The sequence below is a fragment of the Kribbella sp. NPDC049174 genome (assembly GCF_043197365.1).
Taxonomy (GTDB): domain Bacteria; phylum Actinomycetota; class Actinomycetes; order Propionibacteriales; family Kribbellaceae; genus Kribbella.
This window is the reverse complement of the sequence record NZ_JBICSZ010000008.1, coordinates 70666-91877: the sequence shown is the minus strand read 5'-3', so window position 1 is coordinate 91877 and position 21212 is coordinate 70666. Positions and strand designations below refer to the sequence as shown.

Sequence of the window (21212 nt, the reverse complement as noted above, 5' to 3'; positions counted from 1 at the left end):
CAGCGGCCAACTCATTCAGATGGCCTGATCAGGCCATCAGGCCCAGCTGGGTGGCCCGAGACACCGCGGCCGCACGAGTGGAACAGCCCAACCGCGTGTAGATGTTGGCCACGTGCCGGTGCACCGTGTGCTCACTGATCACCAACCGCTCGGCGATATCCCGATCCCCGAGGCCGGCGGCGACCAGTCGCAGTACTGCGACTTGTCGCGCGGTGAGCATCGACCGGCTCGGCACCCGGGTCAGCTCCGCCCGGGCCTGATCGGCTTCGAAAGGAGCCATCCCGTCGTACAACTCGACAGCGTCTTCGAAGCACACCCGCGCCTTGTCGTGGTCCCCAAGGGCAGCCGCGTACAGACCCTCCAGAAAGCGTGCGGCCGCACGCAACGGCCGCGTCCCCACCGACGCCGCGATCGAGCAGAACTCAGCCAAGTGGGTCGCAGCCGCATCGAGCTCCCCCAGCGCCGTCTCAGCCCGCACGAGCAACTCGAGCGGCCAAGCACGACCGACCGATCCCACCGCGGGCACCTGTCGGAGCACCCGGTCCAGCACCGCCCGCGCCGCCGCCGGATCTCCTCGATCCAGACTCAGCTCCGCCACCCCGCGCTTGGCGAGCGGGTGCCACGACACCTCGTTGAAGAGGGCCTCCGCCTCGGCGAGCCGTCCCTGTCGCCGGCGCAGCTCACCAAGCCGTACGACGGCCTCAGCCCGCCAGTACGGCCGTTTCGCGGTCAGCTCCGCCTGTGCTCCGGTCAGCTCGAGTTCAGCCTCGATCACCTTCCCGTGCCAACCGAGGATCGCGGCGTAGTGCGCCCGGCAGACCCCGATGACGAACCGCGCCTCCATCCGCCGGCTGAACTCGTCGATCTGCCGGCACCACTGAGCACCGCGCTCGTAGTCGCGGATCTCCTCACAGACCGACATCAACTGGCAACACGTCCACGCCGCCGGCGCCAGGTTCTCGTACTCTCCCCCGAGCGCGGCCGCCGAAGCCTCGTCCAGACACCGCATCCCCTGCTCGACTGCGCCCTCCGCCACCAGGGCCAGTCCTTCGGTGGCGAGACTGAACATCTCGAGATCCACCGCCCGATGCCGCCGACCGACGTCCCGAGCCTGTACGGCGAGAACGCGCGCGCGACCGGTGTCGTGCCGATTGAGCGCGCCATGCGCGTCGAACACCGTGAGCCAACCACGCTCCGGACAGTCCAAGTCTTCGAGCAGCCGGCCAGCCCGGTTGAACCAGCCCTCGGCCACCGCATCGGCACCGTGGAACTCGTTGTGATCGTCACCAAGCCACAACGCCATCCGGGCCGCACCGCGGACGTCGTCTGCCTGCCGATACAGGCGATACGCCCGCTCCCGCGCGTCAAGACAAGCAGCCACGTCCTCGAGCCACCACGCAGCCCAGCTCAACCCCTCGTACGCCTCAGGAGTCGCCGCAATCTCGAGAGCCTTCTCGAACTGCCGCCGAGCAGCCGGCCAGGCGCCCCGCGACAGGGCATCCCGGCCGGCCTCCACAGCCTCGTCGTACACAGGCCAACGCTGATCCGGTCGGCCGTCGAACGCAAGAGCGGACTACAGGTGAGGCAGGAGCACGGCCTCCTCGTAGTCCAGGTGGGCGATGAGAGCAGCCGTCAAGCGATCCACCTGCGGAAGCAGATCGGGCGACGGATTGGAGAGCAGCTTCTCCAGCTCTTCGAGGAGTACGGCGATCTGGTCGTGCTCGGACTGGAGCGTGGCGAGCGCGTCGGCCAACTCGGGATGCTGGTCGGCGAGCGCCGGGAAGAGCGCGACGGACTCGCCGGTGTGGTGATGGTGCAGAGCTTGGCAGAGCGTCAGGCAATTGATGCGCAACTGCGCGCCGAGGCCTGCCGTGCCGGAGGTGGTGACTTCCTTGCGGATCAAGGCCAGCTCACGCCGGAAGGTGGTGTGGATGCGCTTCAGCGTCTCGGCGAAGGAGCCGCCGGCCGGTGGACCGGGCTGCGCGACCAGCGCCACGACCGGGATCGTGCGGGTGGTCCTCGCCTGGTACTCACCCCACCCACGGTCCGCCTCGACGAGCCGGGCGAACACCTCGTCGCGTTCGGCGTCCCGCAGGACGACGGCCGTGGCGGGATAGGTGAAAAGGCCGGTCTCGATGGTGACCTCGGGGTTGGCCACCAGGTTGTGGTACCAGTCCGGATGCTTGGGACCGCCACCGGCCGAGCCGACGACGAGGACGCGATCGCCGTCCGGGTAGTAGCCGAGGATCGCGGTGTGCGGCCGGCCCGAGCGGGCACCGGTGGTTGTCAACAGCAAGTACCTGCTGTCGTCGACCTGGCCAGCGTTCGCCCGGAAATGCTCGATGAGATCGTTCAGGATTCGCTTCTCTCTGGAGTGTTCGGACATGCGGAAATGAGCTTGTCGACAACAGAGATGCGAAGGTGGGCCGCGAATGGCCCTACCGGCGCTCAGAACGCAGCCGGGAACCCGACTCGTGAATGGCCAATGGCCGACCCGGTAGTCACGACCGGAATCCTAGACGCAGAACGGCTTCGAGACAATCAGGATGCTCGACGGGCATAGTCGTCCACGTACTCCTGGTGCGAATGCGATTGCAGCACGCGCATCAGGTGGTCGGTCGCCTGGCGGACCACCGGTTGGCTCAGCGGGCGGCCGACGTACGGCGAGAGGTCGAGTGGTGGGCAGATCTTCAGGTGGACGTGGCCGAAGTGCCAGCGCCGCGTGTCCGGCGGGTTGACCCGATCGGTGCCAGTGACAACGACCGGTACGACGGGCGCACCGGTGGCCAGTGCGACGCGCATGACGCCGGTCTTGCCGCGGTAGAGGCGACCGTCGCGTGATCGGGACCCCTCGGGGTAGATGCCCCAGATCCCACCTGACTCGAGGATCGCGGTCGCGGCGGCGAGCGCGTCCTGGGCGGCGCGTCCGCCGGAGCGGTCGATCGGCACCTGGCCGACTGCCGTGAAGAACCATCGGATCAAACGGCCCTTGAGCCCACTGCCGGCGAAGTACTCCTGCTTCGCGACGAACGTGATCCGGCGCCGGACCAGCAGGCACAGGTAGAGCGAGTCCGCCAGCGCCAGGTGGTTGCCGGCCACGATCACCGGGCCGGACCGCGGGATGTGCTCCAGCCCCTCAACCGTCGGACGCCCGACGAACCGGAGCAACGGACCGGCAAACACATACTTGAACAGCCAGTACCACACAGGATCCTCCTGCAGTAGACAGTGTCTACGCAGAGATAGTAGACAATGTCTACCGTGACCGACACCCCCTTGCGCGACCGTCTCGTCCAGACCGGCGTCGAACTGCTCGAGGAAGAGGGTCTGGCCAACCTCACCCTGCGCGCCATCACCCGCCGCGCCGGCGTCTCGCACGGCGCCCCGCGCCGCTACTTCCCCACCCACAACGCACTGCTCGCCGCCATCGCCTCCACCGGCCTGGATGACCTCTCCACCCGTCTGCATCCAGCGCAAGGCGAAGCGGACAGGCGCCGGTCCACCCGCCGGCCCGAGGAGCTCCTGATCGAGGCAGCTTCGGCCTACCTACGGTTCGCCGCCGAACGCCCGGCCATGTTCGAGCTCCTGTTCAGACACGACCTACTGGAAGGCGCCGGCGGCAACCTCCGCTCCCGCTCACTTCCCCTCTTCCAGCACTTCGCCGACCTGGTCGCCCAAGCCCGCCCGGACAGCACCGACGCCCGCGACCGTGCAATCGCCCTCTGGACCAACATCCACGGCCTAACCACCCTCCGCGCCACCCAAGCCCTGGACCTCCTCGGCACAGACGACCTAACCCCCGTCGTAAAACACATCGTCCGCGTCCACCTCAGCTAGCTCAGCGTGTAGTCCAGGTCGGTGAGTACGGCGAAGTGGTCGCTGAGCCAGACTCCGTCTACCGGGGCGTCGCCGATTAGTTCGGTGTGTAGGACTCTGGCGCGGGCGTCCGGGTGGGAGTGTGCGGAGCCGACGAAGACGTAGTCGATGCGCCGCCGGAGGCGGGACTGGCCGAGCAGGCGGTCGATCTCGGCGGCCGCGAGTGGGTTGGCCACGGTCCAGGTGAATCCGGTGCCGTCGCCGGCCACGGCCCACGCGTCGTGGTACTGCGTACTGCGACCGCCGAGCGACTGCAGACCGGTCAGGAAGCGGACCCCGGCCGACTTCGGCGTCGCGTTCAGGTCCCCGGCGATGATCGAAGGCAGCCGGAAGCGATGCTGCTCGTCCAGCTCGACCGCCGCCAGCAACTGCTCCTCGCGAGCCCCGGCCTGATCGAGTCGCCACGGCGTCGAGGGGTGGATGAACAGCAACTCCCCCAGCTCAGGTACGTCGACCGCCGCGGCCAGCGTCCACCAGTGCACATCCGACTCCGCCGAAGCACGACGCTCCTGTACGTCGACGACACGATGCGGCCACCGAGTCGCGAGCACCGACCCGTGACGCCAGCTGGATTTCAGCACCTCGGACTGGTGAGTGGTGTGCGTCAGCCCGGTCCCGTCGATGAGCTCGGCGAGCTGGTCGTCGCAGACCTCCTGGAACGCGACGAGGTCCGGCGACAACCGCCGGAGCTCGGCATTGATCAGCCCCGTACGGCGTGGGTCGCCGGCGTCATGCTGGACATTCATCGTGAGCACCCGGATCCGCATGCCATTCCAGGTTCCCCGGAAGGGCTGTGCCTACCCACGGTCGCCCGGCGGGTGCGAAACGTAGTACCAACAGGGCAATTCGGTAAGGTCTCGCAGAAATCATCCGGGAAGTAGCAGAAAAATCCGGACGAATGCTGTAACGGCGGCCACACTGTGACGATAAACGGGTGAGCGACCCGGCGGGGGGACCGAGTGGGAAGCTCCGGTGTTTCTTCGGGACCACCGCATGTTGTGGGGGGCCTCGCAGGTGCTCACCCGGGGCGGGGTGAGCACCTGTTCGAGGTTTACCGGGCTGTCAGCCCTTGATGCCCACGTTCGCCATTCCTTCGACGAACCGCTTCTGGGCGAACACGAACAACACGATCATCGGCAGTGTCGCCAGCGCCGTACCCGCCATCAGATAGGGCCATTCGATCTCGGCCGGGTTCTGGGAGAAGATCGCCAGCCCCAGTTGCAGCGGCCGCATCGAGTCCGACGTGGTGATCATCAGCGGCCAGAGGAACCCGTTCCAGGCCGCCTCGATCTGGAACACGGCGATGGTGATCAAGGCCGGTTTGATCAGCGGCGTCATGATCCGCCAGAAGATGCCGAACTCCCCGAGCCCGTCGACCCGGGCCGCCTGGGCCAGCTCGTTCGGCACCGAGACGTAGAACTGCCGGGCCAGGAAGGTGAACAGCGGGGCCGCGCCGAGCGGGATGATCAGGCCCCACCACGAGTTCAGCCAGCCGATGCCGCCCTGACCGAGGATGTTGTTCCCGCCGAACAGCGGGATCGACTTCACGATCAGGAACAGCGGCACCAGGATGATCTGGAACGGCACCAGCAACAGCACGATGAAGTAGTTCAGCAGGGCCTTCGACCCGCGCAGCGGCAACTTGGCCAGCGCGTAGCCGGCCGTCGTACAGACCGCGAGGGTGAAGGCGGTCTCGCCGACCGCGATGAACAGGCTGTTGCGGAAGTACCGCAGGAACGGCGCGGTCTGCATCGCCTCGACGAAGTTGCGCCAGCGCAGTTCCCCGGGCAGCCAGCCGAACTTGGCGATCTCCGCGTTGCTCTTGAACGCGGTCAGCAGCATCCAGATGAACGGGGTGATCATCAGGATCGCGCCGACGGTCAGGACGAGGTACAGGACGATCTTGCCGAGCGGGACCGAGGACGCCTTCGACGACGCCGCCGGTCCGGCCACACTCACGCTAGTCATTGGCATCCGCCTTCTGGAGCAGGCGTCCGACCCCGATGAAGAGCGCGATCACGACCATCATGATCACGGTCTCGGCGGACGCGTAGCCGAGTTTCAGGTCCTGGAACGCGTTCTGGTAGATGTCCATCACCAGCACCCGGGTCTCCGATCCCGGGCCGCCCTGGGTCATCACGTAGACCAGGTCGAACACCTGGAAGGTGCCGACGATCGAGGTGATCAGGACGAAGAACTGGACCGGGCCGATGGCCGGCCACGTCACGTTGACGAACCGCTGCCAGCGGTTGGCACCGTCCAGCTCGGCCGACTCCAGCAGGTCGCGGGAGACGCCCTGCAGCGCGGCCAGGTAGATGATCACCTTGGTCCCGAGCCCCTGCCAGATGCCGACCACCATCAGCGACGGCAGCGCGGTCGCCGGATCGGCGAGCCAGCGGTTCGGCGCGAAGCCGAACAGGCTGAGGAAGCCGTTCGCCAGCCCCGAGCCGGGGTTGTAGATCCACAGCCAGATGGTGGCGACCGCGACCGTCGCGGTGACCGTCGGAATGTAGAACGCGGTCCGGAAGAACCCGAGGCCCTTGATCTTCTGGTTCAGCCCGACCGCGACCGCGAGCGAGATTGCCATCGAGATCGGGATCACCACGATCGCGTAGAGCACCGTGTGCCACAGCGAGGCCTGGAAGTCGACGTCGCGGAACAGGTCGGCGTAGTTGCCGAACCCGACCCAGGCCCAGGTGTCACCGAAGCTGTAGTCGGTCAGGCTGAGCACCAGGACCGCGATCACCGGGATCACGATGAAGACGCCGGAGTGCAGCAGCGCCGGCGCGAGCAGGGCCCAGCCGGCCCGGACCTGGCTGCGGATCAGCGTTCGGCCGTCCTTGCTCGGAGCGACCTTGCGGGGAGTGGCGAGTGACGGACGTTCAAGAGTTGTACTCATCGTGACTGTCCTGCCAGGTTGGCCAGCACCTTGGCGGGATCCTTCTGACCGAGGACCGCCTGGGTGAGCTGGATGTCGAAATTGCCGCGCATCTCGAGCCAGTTGGACGGCACCTCGTTCTCGTTCGCCGCGTAGACGAGGCCGTCGGCGACGAACTGGCTCAGTGGGTTCGACTTCGCCTGCGGCGAGTTGCTGGCGTCCTTGTAGGCCGGGATCTTCTTGTTCAGCTTGGCGACCGCGTCCAGCGTGGTCGGCTTGGTCAGCTCCTGGATGAAGGCCCAGGCCGCGTCCTTGTGCCGACTGCGCGATCCGATCGAGGCCAGGTCGCCACCGACGTACTCGATCTCCTTGCCGCTGTTGAAGCGGAAGAACTTCAGGTCGTCGCAGGTCTTCTGGCCGATGCCCTTGTCCGAGCAGTCCACGCCGCCGTTGACGATGCCCATCGCGGCCTCACCACTGAGCACGAGGGGTTGCTGGGCGGCGTTCTGCTGGCCGTACGGCTGGACGTTGTTGATCATCGACTTGATCCACAACAGCGTGTCCAGGCCTTCCTTGTTGTTGAAGTTCGGTTCGCCGCCGACGTACAGCGGCGTACCGGTCGAGGCCAGGAAGGTGGTGAACGACTGCCGGAATCCGGTCGCGGAGGCGAGGTCGAAACCACTGCGGGTGATGTTGCCGTCCTTGTCCCGCTTGGTCAGCTTCTCGGCGGCCACCTTGATGTCGGCCAGCGAGGTCGGCGGTTTGTCCGGGTCCAGACCGGCCTCGCGGAACGCGCTCTTGCGCAGCGCGACCGCGCGGGCGTCGGCGAGCAGCGGGTAGGCGAACAGCTTGCCGTCGTACGTCGCCGCCGGGATCAGCGCCCCGAGGCTCTTCTCCTTGATCACGTCCGGTGTCACGCCGTACTTGCCCAGATCCTCGAAGATCCGCTTCGACGCGAACGGCTGGACCCAGCCGACGCCGGTGACCACCACGTCGTACGGGATGCCGGCCGCGATCGAGGTGGACAGCTTCTCGTTCAGGTTCTTGTACGTCGCGAAGTCCGGCTCGACCTTCATCTTCGGATAGGTCTTGCTGAAGTCGTCGACGACCTTCTGGAACGCCTCCCGGCCCGCGGTACTGGGCGGGAAGGACGGGATCAGCACCCGCAACGTCCCGGTCGCCTCGGCCGGCGGGACGCCGTCCGTACTCTTGTCGATCACCCCGTTGCCACAACTGCTGACCACCACGCTGAGCGCCGCGGCCAGCAAGGTCAGTCCCACACCACGTCTCACAGGGGAACTCCTTCGCTGCCTGGTTCGGCCGGGGTCCGTGACCAGACCACCACCCAAGTGCAGCGAAAGTATGGGAAAGGGCTTTCCTCGTCAATACCCTAGCGCTCGAATGATCACATTCGATCAGTTCCGGAACAAAACGACGCCGGGTTCCGCTGGGAGGGCCGCCCCACAGGAGGTCCGGATGTTCAGATCAGGCAGCAGGCTGAGGTGCTGCACCGGCGCCGGACCCGACTGCAGTTTGCGCAGCAGGAGCTCGCAGGCCGTCTCGCCGAGAGCGAACTTCGGCGGGCAGACGGCGGTCAGCGGTACGACGGCCAGCGCAGCGGTCACGTCGTTGTAGGCGATCACGGCCAGGTCCTCGGGGACCCGGAGCCCACGCTCCATCGCCCGTTCCACCAGCCGCGCACCGTGCTCGTCGGAGTGCACCAGCACCGCCCGGCTGCCGAACGACTCGCACTCGGCCAGGAACGCATCGAGTTGCGCCAGCGCAGCCGGGTCCTCACCGTGCGCCGGCAGGTCCACCGGGGAGAGAAACACCTCGACGTCCAGCGTCGACGCGGCCGCCTCGATCCCGCGCCGCAGCCAGTACGCCGTCACCGTCGCCTGCAGGTTGATCGCGATCCGCCGATGCCCGAGTTTCGCGAAATGCCGGAGTGCGAGCATCGCGCCGTACGCGTGATCGGTGCGGACATGGTCGTACTCGCGCGCCAGCTGCGGGAACCCGAACGCCCGCTCCATCAGCACCACCGGTACGTCGATGTCGTCCAGCCACGACCCGAGCCGGTCCGCATCGCCGTCACCGAGCGCGGTGCTGATCAGCAGCCCGGCCACCCCGATGCCGAGCACCCGCTCGACCCGCTCCTGCTCCTTCACCACGTCGTATCCGGACACCCCGAGGACGAGGCGGGCGCCGTACCGGTCGGCCATCGCCTCGGCGCCGCGGATCACGTCGGAGTAGTACGACGCCGCGCTCGGTACGACGATCCCGATCGTGAGCCGGCTGCCCTGCGCGCTGTTGCGCCCCTCGGCGCTGGCCCCGATCGCACCGCCGTGCACCCGGCGGAGCAGACCGGCCGAGTCCAGCTCGGCGAGGTCCCGGCGTACTGTGATCGCGGAGACGCCGAGCTCGGCGACCAGCTCGGTCACCCGGAGCCGGCCGTGCCGCCGTAGGCTCCGCAGGATCAGCTCGTGGCGCTCCGGTGCAAGCATGCAGTCCCCTGTGCTGTGGCCCTGTGAGATGGCGCGTGATTGATCGTGATCATACGATCAACGCAGCCCGCGCGGAACGAGGAGGCAATCGGTGGAAGGTGCCGGCCGGACCAACGCCGTCGTGGCGAAGCTGTCGATGATCGGCGACCTGCTCATGCTGCAGTTGGTCTTCCTGGTTCTCAGCGTCGGCATCGTCACCCTGTTCCCCGCGGCGTTCGCGATGCAGCGAGTGCTGCCGGACGCGATCAGCCAGGACCGGCCGTCGCTGCTGCGGCACTACTTCCGGCAGTTCAGGTGGGCCTTCAAGAGGTTCTGGCTGGTCGGGCTCGGGCTGTACTTCGGCGGGATCGCGCTCGCCTTCGGCCTGGCGTTCTGGGCGTACAGCGACGGTGTGGCGCGGATCTTCGCGCTGGCGGTGCTGATCCCGCTGACCGGGATGATCGTCGGCCTGTACCTGTGTGCGCTCGCCGTACTCCCGGATGCCGGTGACGAGACGACCACGAAGAGTCTGTTCCGGGCCGCGAACCTGTTCCTGCTCCGCCGGTCGCTGCCGGTGGCGGGTGGGGTGATCGGTCTGTTCACCTGGTTCGCTCTGCTCTCCACGCTGCCGACCCTGTTCGTGGTCGGATCCGGGCTCGTCCCGGCGCTGCTCGCGTACTGGATGTCGAAACCGGCCAGAAAAACTTCGAAGGGCGTGTCAATCTGAGCGGTCCTGGTCCGACGTAAGGGTGTAAGGCCCCTACGGACCAAGGAGAGAACCGGAAATGTACGCGACGACCGACACCCTGGCGACGACGCCGGCCGCGCAGGGCGGCCGCTCGCGCTGGCTGGCGCTCTACACCCTGTGCGCGGGCATGTTGATGATCGTGCTCGACGTCACCGTGGTGAACGTGGCCCTGCCGGCCATCCAGGACGACCTCGGCTTCACCAGCTCCTCGCTCGCGTGGGTGGTGAACGCCTACCTGATCACGTTCGGCGGCCTGCTCCTGCTGGCCGGACGACTCGGCGACCTCCTCGGCCGGCGGAACGTCTTCGTCGGCGGCCTGATCGTCTTCACCATCGCCTCGGTGCTGTGCGGACTGGCACAGTCACAGGAGGTCCTGGTGATCGCCCGCTTCCTCCAGGGCGTCGGCGGCGCGCTGACCTCCGCGGTGATCCTGGGCATGATCGTGACCCTGTTCCCCGAACCGCGTGAGCAGGCCAAGGCGATCGGCGTCTACGCGTTCGTGGCGTCGGCCGGCGGCTCGATCGGTCTGCTCGCCGGCGGTCTGCTGACCCAGGCGATCAACTGGCACTGGATCTTCTTCGTCAACCTGCCGATCGGCGCGCTGACCGCCGTACTGGCCGTCAAGCTGATCGACAAGGACAAGGGTCTTGGGATGGGCCGCGGCACCGACGTACCGGGTGCGGTGCTGATCACCGCGGCACTGATGGTCGGCGTCTTCACCATCGTCAAGCCGGCCGCCGAAGAGGGCTGGACCGCGCCGCGGACGCTCGTTCTCGGCCTTGTCACGCTGGTTCTGCTGGCGGGCTTCATCATCCGGGAGGCGACCGCGGCCAACCCGCTGGTGCCGCTGCGGATCTTCCGCTCCCGCAACCTGACCGGTGCGAACCTGATCCAGGCACTGTCCAGCTCGGGCATGTTCGGCATCTTCTTCCTCGGCTCCCTCTACCTGCAGCGAGTGCTCGGGTACGACGCTCTGGAGATCGGACTGGCGTTCCTGCCGACCACCGTGGTCATGGGCCTGCTGTCGGTGCGGTACTCCGAGAAGCTGGTGATGCGGTTCGGTCCGCGCCGTCCGCTGATCGCCGGACTGGTGCTGATCGTGGTCGGCCTGGCCCTGTTCACCCAGGCTCCCGTCGGTGGCAACTACTTCGTCCACGTGCTGCCCGTGCTGATCCTGCTGGGCCTCGGCGCAGGTGTCTGCTTCCCGGCTCTGATGGGTCTGTCGATGGCAGACGTGAAGCCCGAGGACGCTGGTCTGGCCTCCGGCCTGATCGGTACTACCGCCGAGGTCGGCGCGGCGCTGGGCCTGGCCGTCCTGGCCACCCTGTCGGCCACCCGCACCGCCGGCCTGGACGCCGCCGGCAAGGCTCCCCTGGAAGCCCTGACCTCCGGCTACCACCTGTCCTTCGGCATCGCCGCCGCCATCGTCGCCGCTGCCGTAGTCATCGCCTGCACCCTGATGCGCCCGGCCAAGCAGCCGGTTGAGGTTGCCGAAGAGGAAGACCTCGCCCTCGAAGCAGCCTGAGCAACTACGACGAACTCCCCGCGACCACTGTGGTCACGGGGAGTTCGTCTATTTGCGATGTCGTGCCGGGGTTTCGGTGTACCACTGCCACCAGGACAGGCCGCGGCGGCGAGCTCCGATGGTCAGGAGCAGCATCGCCAGCAGGACGAGAGCCAGGCCGCCACCCACCAGGCCGAGGCCGAGCTTCGGAGTGTTCTTGTCGTCGGCCCACTTGCGGGCGTCGACCACGGCCAGCGCGGTCGACGGCTCGGACTGGCGGTAAACGATGTGCAGCGGCATTGCGTAGCGCGTGCCGGCAGCGGGTGCCTGAGCACCTTCCTTCATCCCTTGCCGATCGTCTTCGATGTCGTTGAGCGTGGTCCGGATCCGGTCCACACCGCCGGCGGTGAAGTCGACCCGTACTTCGCTGATCGCCGGACGGCCCGCCCCACCGGTGACCTCGACCTGAACCGAGTCGGCCACCGTTTCGATCCCGCTGTCGAGCAACTCACGACTCAGCTGCTGCCGCGACGTCACGTCGACCAGCACCAGTACGCCGAGCAGCACCAGAACCACCGCGGGCATACCGATCCACGTCGGCCCACGCCCCGGCGACTCGACCTTCCCGCTCACCGGCCGGCCACCACCACGATTGCGAGGGCCCCGACGCTGAACACCACCTGGACGATTCGCAGCGCGACACGCGGCGGCAGCAGTGTGCGCACCACGTAGACGTCGAACTGCCGCATGTGTTCCTCCCAGGCCGTGGCGTGATCATTGCACGGAAGTTGTCCACAGGGAGGGGGATCGGGTTTCGGCGTGGGGGGTGGGATGGGGAAGGATATGGGCCACGCGGGTGCGGGTCGCCCGGGCAGGTTGTCGGTAGAGGGGAATCGGACAGTGGTGGTGCAGTCGGTCGAGCAGCGGATCGCCAGCGAGCTGGAGGTCGGCGAGAACCAGGTGCGGGCGGCGGTGGCGTTGCTCGACGAGGGGTCCACGGTTCCGTTCATCGCGCGGTACCGCAAAGAGGTGACCGGGATGCTCGACGACGCGCAGCTGCGCACACTCGAGGAACGCCTGCGCTACCTCCGCGAGCTGGAGGAGCGCCGGCAGACGGTGCTCGAGTCGATCGAGAGCCAGGGCAAGCTCGACGACGCGCTGAAGGCCTCGATCCTCGCGGCGGACACCAAGTCGCGGCTCGAGGACATCTACCTTCCGTTCAAGCCCAAGCGGCGGACCAAGGCGATGATCGCCCGCGAGGCCGGCCTGGAGCCGCTCGCCGACGGCCTGCTCGCCGACCGGTCGGTCGAGCCGCTCGCCGCGGCCGCGGTGTTCGTGAATCCCGAGGCCGGGGTGGCCGACCCGCAGGCGGCGCTGGACGGCGCGCGGGCGATCCTGGTCGAGCGGTTCGCCGAGGACGCCGACCTGATCGGTGAGCTGCGCGAGCGGCTGTGGACGCAGGGCCGGCTCGCCTCGGCCGTCCGCGAGGGCAAGGAGACCGAGGGCGCCAAGTTCTCGGACTACTTCGACTTCGACGAGCCGTTCACCAAGATGCCGTCGCACCGGATCCTGGCGATGTTCCGCGGCGAGAAGGAGGACGTGCTCACGCTGACCGTCGAGCCGCTCCCGGCCGGGGTCGAGCCCGACGGCCCGACGGAGTACGAGACCACCATCGCCCGCAAGAACGACATCGAGAACCAGGGCCGCCCGGCCGACAAGTGGCTGGTCGAGACGGTCCGCTGGGCCTGGCGGACGAAGATCCTGGTCCACCTCGGTATCGATCTGCGGATGCGGCTGCGGCAGATCGCCGAGGACGAGGCGATCCGGGTGTTCGCGGCCAACCTGCGCGACCTGCTGCTCGCCGCCCCGGCCGGCACCCGGGCGACGATGGGCCTGGACCCGGGCTTCCGGACCGGCGTGAAGGTCGCCGTGGTGGACGCGACCGGCAAGGTGGTCAACACCGGCGTCATCTATCCGCACGTCCCGCAGAACCAGTGGGACAAGTCGATCGCCACCTTGGCCGCGCTGGCCGCCGCACACAACGTCGAGCTGATTGCCATCGGCAACGGTACGGCGTCGCGCGAGACCGACAAGCTGGCTGCGGAGCTGATCGCCAAGCACCCCGAGCTCAAGCTGACCAAGGCGGTCGTGTCCGAGGCCGGCGCGTCGGTCTACTCCGCGTCCGCTTTCGCCTCGCAGGAGCTGCCCGGGATGGACGTGTCGCTGCGCGGCGCGGTCTCGATCGCCCGCCGGCTGCAGGACCCGCTGGCCGAGCTGGTGAAGATCGACCCGAAGTCGATCGGCGTCGGGCAGTACCAGCACGACCTGCCGGAGAACTCGCTGTCCCGGTCCCTCGACGCGGTCGTCGAGGACTGTGTGAACGCGGTCGGCGTCGACCTGAACACGGCGTCCGCGCCGCTGCTCACCCGGGTCTCCGGGATCACGCCCGGCCTGGCCGACAACATCGTCCTGCACCGCGACCAGAACGGTCCGTTCGCGTCCCGCTCGGCGCTGAAGGAGGTGGCGCGGCTCGGGCCGAAGGCGTTCGAGCAGGCGGCCGGGTTCCTCCGGATCCCCGGCGGTGACGACCCGCTGGACACGTCCAGCGTGCACCCGGAGGCCTATCCCGTCGTCCGGCGGATCCTCGACGCGACCGGGCAGGACGTGAAGTCGCTGATCGGGTCGGCGGCGCTGAAGAAGCTGAACGCGGCGGACTTCGTCGACGACATGTTCGGTCTGCCGACGGTGACCGACATCCTGGCCGAGCTGGAGAAGCCGGGCCGGGACCCGCGGCCGGCGTTCAAGACCGCGGTGTTCGCCGAGGGTGTGGACAAGATCGCCGACCTGAAGCCGGGGATGCGGCTGGAGGGTCAGGTCACCAACGTGGCCGCGTTCGGGGCGTTCATCGACATCGGCGTCCACCAGGACGGGCTGGCGCACGTGTCGGCGCTGTCCAAGAACTTCGTCAAGGACCCACGCGAGGTGGTCAAACCCGGCGACATCGTCAAGGTGAAGGTGCTCGAGGTCGACATCCCGCGCAACCGCATCTCCCTCACCTTGCGCCTCGACGACGAGCTCGGCAGCTCAGGCGGTCGCCCCGGTGACCGCGGCGCCCGTACGGCGGGCAACCAGGGCGGCCGTGGACAGGGCGGCCAGGGCCGCGGACCCGGCGGCGGCCAGGGTGGTTCCGGTGGGCAGGGCCGTGGTTCAGGCAGTCAGGGTGGCTCCGGCGGTCAGGGCCGTGGACCGAGTGGCGGCCAGGGTGGTCGCGGCGGACGCGGCCCGGGCGGCCAAGGCGGACGCGGTGACGGCCGCGGCGGGTCGAACCGTGGCGCCTCCCAGCCCGAGACCCCGATGGACGAGACCTCGCTCGCCGATGCCTTCCGCAAGGCAGGCTTCACCGTCCGCTGACGACATGATGTCGACGGGTGGCGATCGAGTCCGACGTACAGCTGAGACCTAGGAGGAGAGCTGATGCGGGAGCTGATCGTCACCCAGAACATCACGGTGGACGGCGTCGTGGAGGCGGGCGATTGGTTCGGCCCGGCCGACGGCGGGTCGGACGTGCTCGACGTACTGAACGAGCAGTCTTCGCGGGCGGACGGGTTCCTGGTCGGGCGGCTGACGTTCGAGGCCATGCGTGAGTACTGGCCGCAGCAGACGGACGACACGACCGGCGTCACCGCGTATCTGAACCAGGTGCACAAGTACGTCGTGTCCAGCACGCTGCAGGAGCCGGGGTGGGAGCCGACCACGATCCTGCGCGACCTGGACGGCGTGCGCGAGGTCAAAACCACGGCCGGTAAGGACATCGTCTGCACCGGCAGCATCAGCCTCGCGCACGCTCTGATCGCGGCGGACCTCGTCGACGAGTACCGCTTGTTCGTCTACCCGACCGTCGTTGCCGAGGGGCGGCGACTGTTCCCCGACGGCACTCCGCAGTCGCTGCGCCTGACGAAGACCACGTCGTTCGAGTCCGGCATCGTCCTGCTCATCTATCGACGCACGGCCTGATCACAAAGCCTCGGCGAGCTCGTAGCCGGCCACCTCGATCGCAGCACGGACCGCGGCCGGCTCCAGGACCCGGGAGCTCACCACCGTCACCTGTTCCGCGGGCAGATCGACCGTCACCGACTCGACCCCGGGCAGCACCTCGAGCTCCTCGGTCACGAACTGCACGCAGTGACCACAACTCATCCCCAGCACGCGGAACTCCTGGCGACTCATCGCGCACTCACATCCCGCGTCGCCTGCGTCGTACGGCGAATCCGCCCGTCCGGCGCGACCTCGCCGAACAGATAGACCTCGGTCGAGATCGTCCGCCCTCGCCGCATCTCCGCATGCACGGTGAACCGCGCCGCGAGCCGATCACCCGACCGCACCGCCTCATGCACGTCGTACTCCCAGGCCACCAAGTTCTTCCGCACCGGCCGCAGGTGATCGATCAGCCGCTGCCGGTCCAGCGTCACTCCGTCGACGACCTGCTCGATATCCGGTGTGTAGTACCGATCCACGATCTCCCCCGCGTCACCCCCTCCGACGACCTCCCGGGTGAACGCGTCGAAGAACTCCCGCACAGTTAACTCTGACATACCGTCAAATTTAACTCGCTCCGCTAACCTTGACAAGGTGTCAAAGGATGAGCTGGTACAACGGAGAAGGCGGCGCGCGGACGCGGATCGGAGCCGCACCGCGATCCTGGCCGCGGCGATCACGCTGCTGGACGAGCGGATCGACGCGAGTATGGAGAGCGTCGCCGAGGCGGCGGGCGTCACCCGGCAGACGGTGTACGCGCACTTCCCGTCGCGCGACGTCCTGCTGACCGCGGTCGTCGACGAACTCACCCACGAGACCGTGCAGGCGATCGACGCCCTCGATCTCGATCACGGGCCCGCAATGGACACACTGCTGGCACTGATCGACCTCGGCTGGCGAGAATTCGAGCAGCACCCACTGCTGCTCCACCTACCGCTGTCGGTCGAGCAGGATGAGCGACACGGTCCGGTGGTCGAGCGGTTCGAGCGGCTGATCCGCCGCGGTCAGCGCACCGGCGAGATCACCCGCGAGGTCCCGGTCGCCTGGCTGGTCTCCGCCCTGATCGCCCTCGGCCACGCGGCCGGCGAAGCCGCGGGCGCCAACCGGCTGCCGGCGAAGAAGGCATCCACAGCGCTCCGCACGAGCGTCATCCGCCTGCTGACGCCCTGACCAGAACCCGCCTCAGCGTAGGTCGGCGAGATGGCCGCCCGGATCGCCCAGGTGTACGGCGGTCGCCTTCGGTGCGTAGCCGAGACGGCGATAGATGCGGTCGGCACCGTCATCGCCGGGCGTCAGCCAAGCGAGCGTGGCGCCTGCGAGCTCAAAGGCCTGCTGGGTCGCGTACGCCGTCGCGATCGCACCGAGCCCACGACGACGGTGCGTGTGGATCGTGCCGACGCCGGCCACCTCGGTGACGCCATCCGCCACAGCGACCCAGGAAGCGCTGGCAGCAGCAACCCCATCGACGCGCACGAGGACACAGCCGCCGTTCGCAGGATCGGAGTGCCGAGCGAAACCCGCTCCCTCCATCTCATAGGCGTCAGCGGACACCGCGTTCGCCTCGACCTGGTCATCGTCGGTGGTGACCACCTGGACGGTGACACCAGCGGGAAGCTCAGGGCTCAGCAGGTCGCCGGACTCGACGACGAGGAGCGGCGGATGGGAGACGATCGTCATGCCGTTGGCCTCGAGAGCTTCGGCCAGGCCAGGGTTGGCCTCGTCGACCAACTCGGCACTCAGCCACCGGCCCTCGGCGGCGAACGCCTGGCGAATGGTCGCCAGCGCCCACGGGACCTCGTCCGGATCGAACGGCTGTCCAGGCTCGGCCGCGAGCATGGCGGACAGGTACCAGGCATCGTCGTCGTGCAACAACCCCACCAAGGGCCCTGCCACCACCTGCCGCTTCGATCTCGACGATCCGGCCAGCTGAGCCGCGGCGATCCGCGCACCGATCTCCATGCTCGGACCCTACGGGGCGCGGACCACACCACTCGACCGGTTATCCCTGGTCAGCGAGAAGCAGCAGGTCCAGGAGACGGTCGAGATCGGCGGCGACGGGTGGGCGACCGAGGACGGCTGCCAGAGAGTCGAGGGTTTCGATCAGCTGGGCGCGCACGGCGGCGCGAGGGCGGGACTCGCGGCCCACGGCCGTGGGCACTGTGGGCGATTGAGCGGCGGCGAGAGTGGCGACCACCCGGTCGGCTCGAGGGGATGCGGCCAGGAGATCGGCGCCGACCGATGGCGGAGGCGGCGGCGGTTCGTCGGAGATGCTCACCTCCAACTGGGCACCGAGCGCGGTGGCGAGGCGGTCCAGCGCGGACACTGTCGGGTTGCCGCGACCGTTCTCCAGGTTGGCGATGTAGGGCACGGACAGGCCGGCGTCGACGGCGACCGACGCGATCGTGCGACCGGCCGCTTTGCGGCGATCCCGGAGGACTTCACCCAGTTCCACAGTCGCCAGCATATTCTCACAGAACACTCTTGCCAATATCTATCTCGTCAAGATAGCTTCCCGATCCGTGAGCACACTTCGGAACCGCGACTTCCGCCACCTGTGGATCAGTGGCGGGATCTCCGGGATCGGCTCCTGGCTGCTGGTCGTCGCGATCCCGTTCCATGTGTTCACCCTGACCGGATCCACCGTGGCGACCGGCCTCGCCCTCGCCCTCGAGGCGCTGCCGGCCCTGTTCATCGGGCCGTGGGCCGGCGTCCTGCTGGACCGCTGTGATCTCACCCGCGCGATGTGGATCGCCGATCTCGTCAGCGCAGCCGCGGTCGCGCTGATCCTGTTCGCCGACGCGGACCGGATCTGGCCGATCTACCTGGCGATCCTGATCGAGAGTACGGCGACCACCGTGTTCCGCCCGGCCACCCGCGCCCTGCTGCCCGCGATCGTTGGCACCGGCAACGAACTCGCCGCGGCCAACGCCCTGAACGCCTTCACCGGCAGCGCGATCCGGCTCGCCGCACCACCGCTCGGCGCGCTCCTGCTGGCCGGCCCGGGGATCGAGTTCGTCCTCGCCGTCGACATCGCCGGCTATTTGTTGTCGGCGGCAATCATCAGCGCGGTCCGCACCCGCCGGCACGTGACCGCGGAGCGCGTCGACAACCCACCCGCCGGATTCCGGTACGTCGCCGGCCACCGAGCGCTGCGCGGGATCCTGATCGGCCAGACGGTCTTCCTCACCGCGAACGCCGGCCTGACCGCCCTGCTCGTCCCGTTCACCGTCGACCGTCTGCACGCACCCGGCTACGTGCTCGGCTACCTGATCTCCGGCCTCGGCGCCGGCTACCTGATCGGTGCAGCACTGAGCACGAAAGCCCAGTCCTGGTTGGGAGTCCGCGACCTCCTCGCGCTCACCCAGCTCGTCACCGCCGCCGGCTACTTCGCCCTCTTCAACGCCCCCGGCATCCCCTGGGCGATCGCCGCCGCGGTCCTCATCGGCCTCCCCGGCAGCATCCTCCTGATCACCGCCGAGACCGCCATCCAGCGCACCGCGCCGACGGGCCTGCTCGGCCGGATCGGCGCCCTGTTCTTCGCCGCCGACTCCCTCGCCCTGCTCATCGGCGCGCTGGCCGCCCCCGCACTGACACTGCTCCTCGATCTACCGCTGACGCTGAACGCACTCGCGGCCTTCGCCGTACTCGCGGCGGCTCTGACGTTGGTCGCCGTACCGGGTCATCCGGCGAACTTCACGAAGACGCCGGCGCGGCGGTAGCGGCGTCGTACCTCGCCCTCGCGGCGGCGATCTCGGACTGGTGGGTCTCGGTCCAGTTGACGAGCGACTGGATCGTGGCGTGCAGGGTGACGCCGAGCGGGGTGAGTTCGTAGTCGACCCGCGGCGGTACGACGGGATACACGGTCCGCTTCACCAGGCCGTCGCGCTCCAGCTGGCGCAACGTCACCGTGAGCATCCGCTGGCTGATCCCGTCGATCGTCGTCTTCAGCTCGGTGAAACGCATCGACTGGTTGTCCAGCAGCGCGATCACCAGCAGCGACCACTTGTCACCGATCCGGTCCAGGATCTGCCGGACGTCACAGTCCTCCCGGGTGTCCCACTGGAACGCCTCCTCGGTGCAGCAGGAGTAACTCGGTTCCTTTGAAGTGCCTTCTTCCACAATTCTTCATGGTTCCTGATGATGGGGTCAGTTACAAGAGGTAACTGTGGATCGAGGGAGTCTTTCGTGTCATCAACCGTCACCCAGGAGCGGCTGACCGGCCGCGCCTGGGCCGTTCTGTTCGTGCTCTGCGGCGCGATCTTTCTGGAAGGCATCGACATCTCGATGATGGGCGTCGCACTGCCGTCCATCCGGGCCGAGCTCGGCCTGGCCACCGGTGAACTGCAGTGGATCGTCAGCGCCTACGCGCTCAGCTACGGCGGGTTCGTGCTGCTCGGCGGCCGAGCCGCGGACCTGCTCGGCCGGCGCCGGATGTTCGTCGGCTGGCTGGTGGTGTTCCTGTTGTTCAGCGGCCTCGGCGGATTCGCCGACGAGGGCTGGGTGCTGATCCTGGCCCGTTTCGTCACCGGTGTCGCCGCGGCCTTCATGACCCCGGCCGGCCTGTCCATCATCACCACGACCTACCCCGAAGGACCCCAGCGCACCAAGGCCCTGCTCGTGTACGCCGGTACGGCGGCCGGCGGATTCTCGTTGGGCATGGTCACCGGCGGACTCCTCACCGCGATCGACTGGCGGTGGGTCTTCTTCGCGCCGGTGATCGTCTCGGCGGTGATCCTGGTCGGGGCACTCGCGTTGCTCCCACGGGACGTACCGAGCACCCAGCCACGCCAGGGATTCGACATCACCGGCGCACTGACGCTGACGACTTCGATGCTGCTACTGGTGGCCACCGTCGTACGGGCGCCGGACGTGTCGTCGACGCAGACGCTGGCGACCGGCGTCGGCGGGCTGGTCCTGCTGGGGATCTTCGTACTGATCGAGATGCGAGTGGCCTCGCCGTTGGTCCGGTTGGGACTGTTGCGGAACACGGCGCTGATCCGGGCCAACGTCGGCGCGATCCTGCTGGTCGGGTCGTTCGTCGGCTTCCAGTTCATCGCGGTGCTGTACCTGCAGGAGTTGCGGCACTGGTCCGAACTGGAGACCGGGCTGGCGTTGATGGTGATCGGCATCGACTCGGTGCTGGCGCCGACACTGACGCCGTGGCTGGTGAATCGCTTCGGCAACGGGCGGGTCGTGTTCGGCGGGTTCGTGCTCGCCGTCATCGGCTACGCGGCGTTCCTGCCCTTCGGATCGACCTTCGCGGCGATGCTGCCGGCCTTCCTGCTGCTCGGACTCGCATTCGCCCTGGCCTACGGGCCGTTGACGATCGCCGCGACCGAGCGGGTCTCCGAGGACGAGCAAGGGCTGGCCAGCGGCGTCCTGACGACGTCGTTCCAGTTCGGGTCGGCGCTCGGGCTGGCCATCGTCGCGGCAGTGCTGACAGCTGCGGACGAACTGACGATCGACGGCTTCCGAAACGGGCTGGCGGTGCCACTGGTGGCAGCTGTGGTGGGGGTTCTCGTGGCCGGCGGGGGACTGCGGATACCGGTGGGTAAGCAGGTGAGTGCAAACGGTTAGCAGGACGTCATACATTTCGGTCTTGATCGAAAAAGCAGCGTCGCCGAATCGTTATTGGCAAATTCCGGCAAACATTCTTGACAGGACATTTCAACTGGTCCAGGCCAGTCT

General features: G+C 67.9%; 22 protein-coding genes. 8 read left to right on the top strand and 14 right to left on the bottom strand.

Annotated elements, in window-relative coordinates:
* Positions 1 to 28: 28 nt before the first annotated feature.
* The 3 genes from ACGFIF_RS32450 to ACGFIF_RS32440 all read right to left on the bottom strand — a co-directional run bounded on the left by ACGFIF_RS32450 (position 29) and on the right by ACGFIF_RS32440 (position 3207).
* Positions 29 to 1531, bottom strand: a complete 1503-nt coding sequence (locus ACGFIF_RS32450) for a LuxR C-terminal-related transcriptional regulator (RefSeq protein ID WP_393159899.1) — start codon at positions 1529 to 1531, stop codon at positions 29 to 31.
* A gap of 42 nt (positions 1532 to 1573) precedes the next feature.
* A complete protein-coding gene (locus tag ACGFIF_RS32445; protein ID WP_393159898.1) occupies positions 1574 to 2386 on the bottom strand; it encodes a nitroreductase/quinone reductase family protein in 813 nt (270 codons plus the stop codon).
* A 155-nt stretch (positions 2387 to 2541) separates the two neighbouring features.
* Positions 2542 to 3207 carry a lysophospholipid acyltransferase family protein gene (locus tag ACGFIF_RS32440; protein WP_393159897.1) on the bottom strand — a complete coding sequence of 222 codons (666 nt, stop codon included), beginning with the start codon at positions 3205 to 3207 and terminating at the stop codon, positions 2542 to 2544.
* Positions 3208 to 3261: 54 nt separating this feature from the next.
* Here ACGFIF_RS32440 and ACGFIF_RS32435 point away from each other — a divergent pair, with 54 nt between their 5' ends.
* Positions 3262 to 3837, top strand: coding sequence for a TetR/AcrR family transcriptional regulator (locus ACGFIF_RS32435; protein ID WP_393159896.1), 576 nt, complete (start codon positions 3262 to 3264; stop codon positions 3835 to 3837).
* Here the strand turns inward: ACGFIF_RS32435 and ACGFIF_RS32430 are convergent.
* The 5 genes from ACGFIF_RS32430 to ACGFIF_RS32410 form a co-directional block, all read right to left on the bottom strand.
* Entirely contained in the window at positions 3834 to 4622 is a 789-nt protein-coding gene (locus tag ACGFIF_RS32430) for an endonuclease/exonuclease/phosphatase family protein (RefSeq protein WP_393159895.1), read from the bottom strand. The genes ACGFIF_RS32435 and ACGFIF_RS32430 overlap by 4 nt on opposite strands.
* A 316-nt stretch (positions 4623 to 4938) precedes the next feature.
* On the bottom strand, positions 4939 to 5844 hold the full coding sequence (locus ACGFIF_RS32425; RefSeq protein ID WP_393159894.1) for a carbohydrate ABC transporter permease: 906 nt from the start codon (positions 5842 to 5844) through the stop codon (positions 4939 to 4941).
* On the bottom strand, positions 5837 to 6775 hold the full coding sequence (locus ACGFIF_RS32420; RefSeq protein ID WP_393159893.1) for a carbohydrate ABC transporter permease: 939 nt from the start codon (positions 6773 to 6775) through the stop codon (positions 5837 to 5839). Before ACGFIF_RS32420 ends, ACGFIF_RS32425 begins: the two co-directional genes overlap by 8 nt.
* Positions 6772 to 8046, bottom strand: coding sequence for an extracellular solute-binding protein (locus ACGFIF_RS32415; RefSeq protein WP_393159892.1), 1275 nt, complete (start codon positions 8044 to 8046; stop codon positions 6772 to 6774). Before ACGFIF_RS32415 ends, ACGFIF_RS32420 begins: the two co-directional genes overlap by 4 nt.
* A gap of 123 nt (positions 8047 to 8169) precedes the next feature.
* Complete coding sequence (locus tag ACGFIF_RS32410; RefSeq protein ID WP_393159891.1) at positions 8170 to 9258, bottom strand: substrate-binding domain-containing protein; 1089 nt, start codon at positions 9256 to 9258, stop codon at positions 8170 to 8172.
* 91 nt (positions 9259 to 9349) lie between these two features.
* Between ACGFIF_RS32410 and ACGFIF_RS32405 the strand changes: the two genes are divergently transcribed.
* Positions 9350 to 9964 carry a DUF624 domain-containing protein gene (locus ACGFIF_RS32405; protein WP_393159890.1) on the top strand — a complete coding sequence of 205 codons (615 nt, stop codon included), beginning with the start codon at positions 9350 to 9352 and terminating at the stop codon, positions 9962 to 9964.
* Positions 9965 to 10022: 58 nt separating this feature from the next.
* A complete protein-coding gene (locus ACGFIF_RS32400) occupies positions 10023 to 11510 on the top strand; it encodes a DHA2 family efflux MFS transporter permease subunit (RefSeq protein WP_393159889.1) in 1488 nt (495 codons plus the stop codon).
* Between the two features lie 48 nt (positions 11511 to 11558).
* Here the strand turns inward: ACGFIF_RS32400 and ACGFIF_RS32395 are convergent, their stop codons facing one another.
* Positions 11559 to 12122, bottom strand: a complete 564-nt coding sequence (locus ACGFIF_RS32395; protein ID WP_393159888.1) for a hypothetical protein — start codon at positions 12120 to 12122, stop codon at positions 11559 to 11561.
* Positions 12123 to 12389: 267 nt separating this feature from the next.
* On the opposite strand from ACGFIF_RS32395, the gene ACGFIF_RS32390 reads away from it, so the two are divergent.
* Together ACGFIF_RS32390 and ACGFIF_RS32385 are read left to right on the top strand one after the other, a co-directional pair.
* Positions 12390 to 14900 (top strand): Tex family protein, encoded by a 2511-nt coding sequence (locus tag ACGFIF_RS32390; RefSeq protein WP_393159887.1) that lies wholly within the window; start codon positions 12390 to 12392, stop codon positions 14898 to 14900.
* A 63-nt stretch (positions 14901 to 14963) separates the two neighbouring features.
* Complete coding sequence (locus tag ACGFIF_RS32385; protein WP_393159886.1) at positions 14964 to 15503, top strand: dihydrofolate reductase family protein; 540 nt, start codon at positions 14964 to 14966, stop codon at positions 15501 to 15503.
* On the opposite strand, the gene ACGFIF_RS32380 is transcribed toward ACGFIF_RS32385, so the two are convergent.
* Together ACGFIF_RS32380 and ACGFIF_RS32375 are read right to left on the bottom strand one after the other, a co-directional pair.
* Positions 15504 to 15716, bottom strand: coding sequence for a heavy-metal-associated domain-containing protein (locus ACGFIF_RS32380; protein WP_393159885.1), 213 nt, complete (start codon positions 15714 to 15716; stop codon positions 15504 to 15506).
* On the bottom strand, positions 15713 to 16081 hold the full coding sequence (locus tag ACGFIF_RS32375) for a nuclear transport factor 2 family protein (protein ID WP_393159884.1): 369 nt from the start codon (positions 16079 to 16081) through the stop codon (positions 15713 to 15715). The genes ACGFIF_RS32380 and ACGFIF_RS32375 overlap by 4 nt, the downstream gene beginning before the upstream one ends.
* 37 nt (positions 16082 to 16118) lie before the next feature.
* Between ACGFIF_RS32375 and ACGFIF_RS32370 the strand changes: the two genes are divergently transcribed.
* Positions 16119 to 16694: a TetR/AcrR family transcriptional regulator gene (locus ACGFIF_RS32370; protein WP_393159883.1), complete on the top strand. Its 576-nt coding sequence runs from the start codon at positions 16119 to 16121 to the stop codon at positions 16692 to 16694.
* Positions 16695 to 16706: 12 nt separating this feature from the next.
* On the opposite strand, the gene ACGFIF_RS32365 is transcribed toward ACGFIF_RS32370, so the two are convergent.
* Together ACGFIF_RS32365 and ACGFIF_RS32360 are read right to left on the bottom strand one after the other, a co-directional pair.
* On the bottom strand, positions 16707 to 17483 hold the full coding sequence (locus ACGFIF_RS32365) for a GNAT family N-acetyltransferase (RefSeq protein ID WP_393159882.1): 777 nt from the start codon (positions 17481 to 17483) through the stop codon (positions 16707 to 16709).
* A gap of 40 nt (positions 17484 to 17523) precedes the next feature.
* Positions 17524 to 17976, bottom strand: coding sequence for a helix-turn-helix domain-containing protein (locus ACGFIF_RS32360; RefSeq protein ID WP_393159881.1), 453 nt, complete (start codon positions 17974 to 17976; stop codon positions 17524 to 17526).
* 67 nt (positions 17977 to 18043) lie between these two features.
* Between ACGFIF_RS32360 and ACGFIF_RS32355 the strand changes: the two genes are divergently transcribed.
* Positions 18044 to 19243 carry an MFS transporter gene (locus tag ACGFIF_RS32355; protein WP_393159880.1) on the top strand — a complete coding sequence of 400 codons (1200 nt, stop codon included), beginning with the start codon at positions 18044 to 18046 and terminating at the stop codon, positions 19241 to 19243.
* Here ACGFIF_RS32355 and ACGFIF_RS32350 read toward each other — a convergent pair.
* The gene (locus ACGFIF_RS32350) at positions 19218 to 19643 is read right to left on the bottom strand and encodes a winged helix-turn-helix transcriptional regulator (RefSeq protein WP_393159879.1); all 426 of its coding nucleotides are present in this window, start codon (positions 19641 to 19643) and stop codon (positions 19218 to 19220) included. The genes ACGFIF_RS32355 and ACGFIF_RS32350 overlap by 26 nt on opposite strands.
* 66 nt (positions 19644 to 19709) lie before the next feature.
* Between ACGFIF_RS32350 and ACGFIF_RS32345 the strand changes: the two genes are divergently transcribed.
* Positions 19710 to 21101: an MFS transporter gene (locus tag ACGFIF_RS32345; RefSeq protein WP_393159878.1), complete on the top strand. Its 1392-nt coding sequence runs from the start codon at positions 19710 to 19712 to the stop codon at positions 21099 to 21101.
* Positions 21102 to 21212: the final 111 nt, after the last annotated feature.